Origin of the sequence: Hydrocoleum sp. CS-953 (assembly GCF_002260545.1) — a bacterium.
Classification (GTDB): Bacteria; Cyanobacteriota; Cyanobacteriia; order Cyanobacteriales; family Microcoleaceae; genus Trichodesmium.
In genome coordinates, this window is the sequence record NZ_LGSU01001138.1 from 1 (window position 1) to 7,140 (window position 7,140).

At 38.7% G+C, this 7,140-nt stretch carries 3 protein-coding genes and 5 pseudogenes; 6 read left to right on the forward strand and 2 right to left on the reverse strand.

All coding sequences use genetic code 11. The features are described 5' to 3' along the window. Positions 1–209: 209 nt before the first annotated feature. The 6 genes and pseudogenes from AFK68_RS17810 to AFK68_RS17835 all read left to right on the forward strand — a co-directional run. Positions 210–1,143: pseudogene (locus AFK68_RS17810) on the forward strand (aconitate hydratase B); the annotation flags it as partial. 1 nt (position 1,144) lies between these two features. Then, positions 1,145–2,300 (forward strand): annotated as a pseudogene (locus AFK68_RS17815) (aconitase family protein); the annotation flags it as partial. Between the two features lies 1 nt (position 2,301). Continuing rightward, positions 2,302–2,843: pseudogene (locus tag AFK68_RS17820) on the forward strand (aconitate hydratase B); the annotation flags it as partial. A 1-nt stretch (position 2,844) separates the two neighbouring features. Next, positions 2,845–3,390 (forward strand): annotated as a pseudogene (locus tag AFK68_RS17825) (aconitase family protein); the annotation flags it as partial. A gap of 91 nt (positions 3,391–3,481) precedes the next feature. Then, entirely contained in the window at positions 3,482–3,847 is a 366-nt protein-coding gene (locus AFK68_RS17830; protein WP_094673929.1) for a DUF262 domain-containing protein, read from the forward strand. A gap of 83 nt (positions 3,848–3,930) precedes the next feature. Then, positions 3,931–5,226, forward strand: a complete 1,296-nt coding sequence (locus tag AFK68_RS17835; RefSeq protein WP_094673930.1) for a hypothetical protein — start codon at positions 3,931–3,933, stop codon at positions 5,224–5,226. 383 nt (positions 5,227–5,609) lie between these two features. Here the strand turns inward: AFK68_RS17835 and AFK68_RS39195 are convergent. Together AFK68_RS39195 and AFK68_RS17840 are read right to left on the reverse strand one after the other, a co-directional pair. After that, positions 5,610–5,922 (reverse strand): RNA-guided endonuclease InsQ/TnpB family protein (locus AFK68_RS39195; RefSeq protein ID WP_371357439.1); only part of this gene is annotated, 313 nt, incomplete at its 5' end. A 1-nt stretch (position 5,923) separates the two neighbouring features. Next, positions 5,924–6,938, reverse strand: a pseudogene (locus AFK68_RS17840) (RNA-guided endonuclease InsQ/TnpB family protein); the annotation flags it as partial. Between the last annotated feature and the right edge of the window lie 202 nt (positions 6,939–7,140).

Sequence of the window (7,140 nt, forward strand, 5' to 3'; positions counted from 1 at the left end):
AGTAAATATAGAAAAGTTTTTGAGAAATGGTATTATAGGGAATCCCGCGTCGGGAGGATGTCAAGTTTAAGAAACTATAAGCATTGAAATACATTGTTTTTTTAGTGAACCTAACTCTCCATAAGGGTAAGAGTATTGCGTCAAAATCCCCTCAGCATAAATATCTAAATTGTAGAATTAGTAATATAAACTCGGAGGACACCTAAACAATGTTAGAAAACTATCAAAATCATCTACAACAACGAGCAACCCAGGGTATCCCACCCCTCCCACTAGATGCTGAACAAACATCAGAATTATGTGAACTGCTGAAAAACCCACCAAACGGAATAGAAGAAAAGTTGATGGGATTATTGCGCGATCGCGTACCGCCAGGAGTAGATGAAGCAGCTTATGTCAAAGCAGGGTTTCTTACAGGTATTGCTAAAGGAGAAATTACCAGTCCCCTAATATCCGCTACCTATGCAGTGGAATTATTAGGCACAATGGTTGGTGGATACAACGTTCAATCATTGATAGACTTGCTCAAATCAGAAAATTCTGAACTAGCAAATACAGCAGCTAAAGCTTTAAGCAAAATTCTGTTAGTCTACGACGCCTTCAACGACGTTATAGAATTGGCAGAAACCAACCCCTTCGCCAAACAAGTAGTAGATTCTTGGGCAGCAGCAGAATGGTTCACCACTCGTCCCCAACTCCCAGAAAAAATAACAGTCACAGTCTTCAAAGTTCCTGGGGAAACTAACACCGACGACCTCTCACCTGCTCCCCACGCCACCACTCGCCCCGACATTCCACTCCACGCATTAGCGATGTTAGAGTCGAAAATTCCAGAAGGGTTAAAGACTATTGCCGAATTAAAACAAAAAGGTCATCCAGTTGCCTACGTTGGAGATGTTGTCGGTACAGGTTCATCCCGGAAATCTGCCTGTAATTCCATGTTGTGGCATATTGGCGACGATATTCCTTTTATTCCCAATAAACATTCTGGTGGTTATATTTTAGGAGGAAAAATTGCTCCTATTTTCTTCAACACTGCTGAAGACTCTGGCGCGTTGCCTATCGAATGCGATGTTACCAAAATGGAAACAGGAATGGTAATAACTATTCATCCCTACAAAGGGGAAATTACTAACGAAGCAGNATTCCATGTTGTGGCATATTGGCGACGATATTCCTTTTATTCCCAATAAACATTCTGGTGGTTATATTTTAGGAGGAAAAATTGCTCCTATTTTCTTCAACACTGCTGAAGACTCTGGCGCGTTGCCTATCGAATGCGATGTTACCAAAATGGAAACAGGAATGGTAATAACTATTCATCCCTACAAAGGGGAAATTACTAACGAAGCAGGAGAAATAATTTCCACCTTTACCCTAAAACCAGAAACTATACTCGACGAAGTACAAGCGGGAGGTCGTATTCCTTTATTAATTGGGCGTACTCTCACTGACAAAACTCGTAACGCTTTGGGATTAGAAACCAGTTCTGTATTCACCCGTCCCCAAGCACCAGCAGATACAGGTAAAGGTTTCACCTTAGCACAGAAAATGGTAGGTAAAGCTTGCGGTTTACCAGGAGTTCGTCCGGGAACAGCTTGTGAACCATTGATGACAACAGTGGGTTCTCAAGATACCACCGGGCCAATGACGCGAGATGAAATGAAAGAACTCGCTTGTCTTGGTTTCAGCGCTGATTTAGTAATGCAGAGTTTTTGTCATACAGCAGCTTATCCCAAACCAGTAGATATTAAGACTCACAAACAGTTACCAGATTTCTTTTCTGCTCGTGGTGGGGTAGCGTTGCGTCCGGGAGATGGAATTATTCACTCTTGGTTAAACCGGATGTTGTTACCGGATACAGTCGGAACAGGTGGTGATTCTCATACCCGTTTTCCTCTGGGAATTTCATTTCCTGCGGGTTCTGGTTTGGTAGCGTTTGCAGCAGCTCTGGGTTTAATGCCATTGGATATGCCAGAATCTGTTTTGGTTCGCTTTAAAGGTAAGTTACAACCGGGCGTGACATTGCGGGATATTGTGAATGCTATTCCTTATGTGGCGATTCAAAAAGGGTTATTAACTGTTGCGTTGGAGAACAAGAAAAATATATTCTCTGGACGAATCTTGGAAATGGAAGGTTTACCAGATTTGAAAGTTGAGCAGGCGTTTGAATTGACAGATGCAAGTGCAGAACGTTCCTGTGCTGGTTCCACAATTAAGTTAGGTACGGAGACAATTTCTGAGTATTTGCGTTCTAACATTGCCTTGTTAAAAAATATGGTAGCGCGGGGTTATTCCGANAGAACAAGAAAAATATATTCTCTGGACGAATCTTGGAAATGGAAGGTTTACCAGATTTGAAAGTTGAGCAGGCGTTTGAATTGACAGATGCAAGTGCAGAACGTTCCTGTGCTGGTTCCACAATTAAGTTAGGTACGGAGACAATTTCTGAGTATTTGCGTTCTAACATTGCCTTGTTAAAAAATATGGTAGCGCGGGGTTATTCCGATGCGCGGACTGTTATGCGTCGGGTTGCCAAGATGGAACAATGGTTGGCAAATCCAGAGTTGATGTCTGGGGATGCGGATGCAGAATATGCCGAAATTATTGAGGTAGACTTGAACGAAATCAAGGAACCCATTGTAGCAGCACCCAACGATCCGGATAATATTAAATTGATGTCGGAATGTGCGGGAGATAAAATTGATGAAGTGTTTATCGGTTCCTGCATGACAAATATCGGTCACTATCGCGCTGCTGCGAAAGTATTAGAAGGAGCAGGACGAGTCAAAGGTGTATTGTGGATATGTCCGCCAACTCGCATGGATGAGAAACAGTTGCGGNGGAGATAAAATTGATGAAGTGTTTATCGGTTCCTGCATGACAAATATCGGTCACTATCGCGCTGCTGCGAAAGTATTAGAAGGAGCAGGACGAGTCAAAGGTGTATTGTGGATATGTCCGCCAACTCGCATGGATGAGAAACAGTTGCGGGAGGAAGGAATGTATGGCGTGTTTGCTGCTGCTGGTGCGCGGACCGAAATGCCTGGATGTTCCTTGTGTATGGGAAATCAAGCGCGTGTTGAAGATGGCGTGACAGTATTCTCGACTTCGACACGGAATTTTAATAATCGCATGGGTAAAGGTGCGCGTGTGTATTTGGGTTCTGCTGAGTTGGCGGCGGTGTGTGCGCTGTTAGGTCGGATACCCAGTGTGGATGAGTATTTGGAGATTATGAAAGAGAAAGTCGATCCGTTTGCGGGCGATTTGTATCGGTATTTGAACTTCGATCAAATTGCTGGTTTTGAGGATGAAGGGCGAGTGATTCCGTTGGAAGAGATGCCGAAGATTGAGGAAATTTTAGGGATGCCAGTTGGTGTTGGGAAGTAGTAAGTAGTAGAATCTAAAAAATATTAAGGTGGGCAGTTTGCTCACCTTAATTAATTTATTGCCTATATAAATACAAAAGGATTACAAAAGTATGGTCAATTCTGATAAGTTTAATTTGAGAGACTGCCTGGAAGATATTAAAAACGGGAATATACAATTACCAGATTTTCAGAGAGATTGGAAGTGGGATGATGAAACTATACGCCGATTATTAGGCAGTGTTTCATTGTCCTATCCAATTGGATCGGTTTTGCTACTGGAAACTGGTAGTCCTGATGTTAAGTTTAAGGCTCGGTTAATAGAGGGAGTAGAGGTTTCTAAAGAAGTTATACCAGAAAAACTTATTCTTGATGGTCAGCAACGTTTAACAGCTCTCTATCAGGCTTTGATGTCAAACCAGCCAGTATCAACTACAACTGGACATAAGAAGAAATCTATTAAGGTTCGGTACTACTAGAAGATGCACTAAAGTCAGACTATAGAAGAGATGATGCAATAGTAGGAATTACAGAAGATAGACAAAAGAAGTATCTTGATGTTTTGGCTCCAGAAAAGCAATATGAAGATAGATTATATCCTCTGACAAAAATTTTCGACCCATTCGATTGGGAACAAGGATATTGCAAGTATTGGGAAGAGAGGGATTCAGACCAAATCAAACTGTATAAAGAATTTCGTCAAAAAGTAATTGATAACTCTTTTGGAAAGTTTGTAATACCATATATTGAACTACCTAAAAAAACACCTAAGCCAGCTATATCTCAGATATTTTTGAGAGTTAATCAAAGTAATGAGAAACTCAAGACATTTGATTTATTAACTGCACAATTTGCGACTGACAATTTTTCACTACGAGAAGATTGGAAAAAGCGTCAAAAAGAATTAACTAATGATGGAAAAGAAAAGCACGTTTTTAATAAAATTGATGAAAGTGCTTTTTTGACAGCAGTGACTTTACTAGCTACTGAGAGTCAAAATAACCCTAAATGTCGAGATACTGATATTCTGGACTTGAAACTGGAGGATTACAAAAAATGGTCTAATGAAATTCAGGACTCATTGAAAGAGATAGAAAAGTTTTTACATGGGGAAAAAATTTTTACTGAATACGAAGTTCCTTATATAACACAAATAATGTCTATGGCTGTAGCTTTCATAAAAATCGGCATTACCAATTGGAAAACTGCAGGAACTAAAAATAAAATAGCTAAGTGGTTTTGGTGTGGTGTTTTTAGTGGAAACTATGGTTCTGGAATAACATTTGAAAAGGTATTGTTAGCGGAACTTAAAGTATCAGAATGGATTTTAGGTAAAGAAAATAAAATGCCAGGAAGAGCAGGAAATTCTAGTTTTTATAAGAGCAAACTGTTGAAATTAAAAGGCAAAAATAGTCCACAATTTAAGGGTTTGTGTGCTTTGTTAATGCAAGACGATTGTAGAGATTTTTTAACAGACTACCCTATTAATTCAGAAAAGTATTTCGATGAGAAGATAGAGATGCACCATATCTTTCCTCAAGCTTGGTGTAAAAAGAAAAATTTAGATCCTAATGAATATAACAGCGTAGTGAATAAAACGCCATTATCAGCCGAAACAAATCGTAAAATAGGCGGTAATTCTCCTAGTGAGTACCTCAAAGTAATAATGAAAGAAGGTAAAATGGGTAAAAACCAGATGGAGGAAATTTTACGCTCTCATAATATTGAACCTTCACATCTTTGGAATGATGATTTTGATAAATTTTTCGCTGAAAGAAAAGAAGCTTTGATTCATAAAATAGAAAAAGCGATGGGTAAAAAAGTGATTGATGATCTTGATGATCCGATGCCTTTCTAAATGTAGATTTTTTCCTTAATTAAATAGCAAAAATCTCAGGTTATTCAATTTTTTTCAGTTAAGATTGGTGGTTTAAAGCACATCCTAATGATAATCCTTTAAACCTTTCTACCACTAAATATGCGTAGAATTAGTTACGCAAGATAATTAGATTTATTTAGAGACATCAGAAAAAAGAACAGAAGACATCCACTGCTCATAAATTCTCTTTTGTCAACTAACTATTTATCTAACTGACTCTGTTATTTCTTTTTTCCTTTGATTTTTGACTTTCTGTGTTTTGACTTTTTCTGTTTTGACTTTTTATTTTTCAGTTTCGCCCTCTGCTCAGTCACCTGCTTCATAAAACCGATATAAAACGTCATAATATGACATTTTACTGTTTACTTCCTGCTTCCACCGGAACCGTCGGCAGCACTCCGTCCACAGGCATTAACGGTCAAGCCGACCGCATTTCTTAAATTAATACTTGCGTTTAAATCTCTGTCTATAGATATGCCACAATCGGGGCAGTCATAAGTTCTCACATTTAACGGCATATCTTGGACATGACCACAGTTTGAGCAAGTTTTTGATGATGGAAAGAATCTATCAACGACTACTAATTCAGAGCCATAAGCAAGAGTTTTATATTCAAGCTGTCGCCTGAACTCATAAAATCCTTGGTCGGCTATAGATTTAGCTAGCTTGTGGTTANCTATAGATATGCCACAATCGGGGCAGTCATAAGTTCTCACATTTAACGGCATATCTTGGACATGACCACAGTTTGAGCAAGTTTTTGATGATGGAAAGAATCTATCAACGACTACTAATTCAGAGCCATAAGCAAGAGTTTTATATTCAAGCTGTCGCCTGAACTCATAAAATCCTTGGTCGGCTATAGATTTAGCTAGCTTGTGGTTAGCTAGCATACCACGCACATTCAAATCTTCTATGACAACACTGCCGTGGTTCTTGGCTAGATATGTTGTCAATTTATGAAGTGCGTCTTTACGGATGTTAGCTATCTTTGTGTGTAGCTTGGCAATTTTAAGTTGTGCTTTTTTACAGTTAGCAGAGCCAATTATTTTATTGCGATTAATATATTGTAGTCTCGAAAGCTTGGCTTCAAACTTACGGTATGACTTGACACTTTCAAAAACTTTCCCATCACTTAATGTCGCTAAGGTTTTTATGCCTAAGTCAACACCTACAACTTCAGTAGTTTTTGAAGTGGGAGTCGGAGTAAATTCCCAACTACAGCTTAAGTACCAATCACCTGCAAGTCTACTAATAGTTATTTTTTTAGTTGTTGCCTCAATTGGTTCATAAGTTTTAACAAGACCAATAAAAGGTAATTTGTGATTCCACCCATTTAATTCTATTGGCTTTCCACAATTATCAATTGTGAAGGAATCAGACCTACCTTTCTTCTTAAACTTTGGGTGTTTACCTAAACCTTGAAAGAATCTTTTAAATGCTTCACCTAAGTTAATGAAAGCGTATTGATAAACCCTAGAGGACAAGTTTTTCATCCAAGGATAAAGAGGTTTTGTGTGATTAGTAAAAACTTCCCTGAGCTTACGAGCATTAGGCTTATAACCATTCTTATATGCCTGATTCCACAAACTTAAACCCCAATTATAACACCATCTGCTATAGCCTGCGTGTTGAGCCATCAGAGTTTTCTGCTTATTATTTAATTTGAGTTTGGTTCTAATGGACTTCATTTATTTGTGAACACAGTCTGTCTAATAGTAAGGTTTATAACTCATTATATCGTTATTCTTTGATTAAGTCAATGCTCCCGCAATCGACCGGTAGAGATATTTAGTAAGAAAGCAGCCTGTGTAGTAGTAACTAAAGGTTCAGTAGTAGTAACTAAAGGTTGAGTCATAAGTACAACGTTGGGGTTTTTAGATTTTAGATAAA

Excerpts from the sequence above, each read along its gene's own strand:
- AFK68_RS17830 (WP_094673929.1), top strand. The coding sequence starts at position 3,482 with ATGGTCAATTCTGATAAGTTTAATTTGAGAGACTGCCTGGAAGATATT.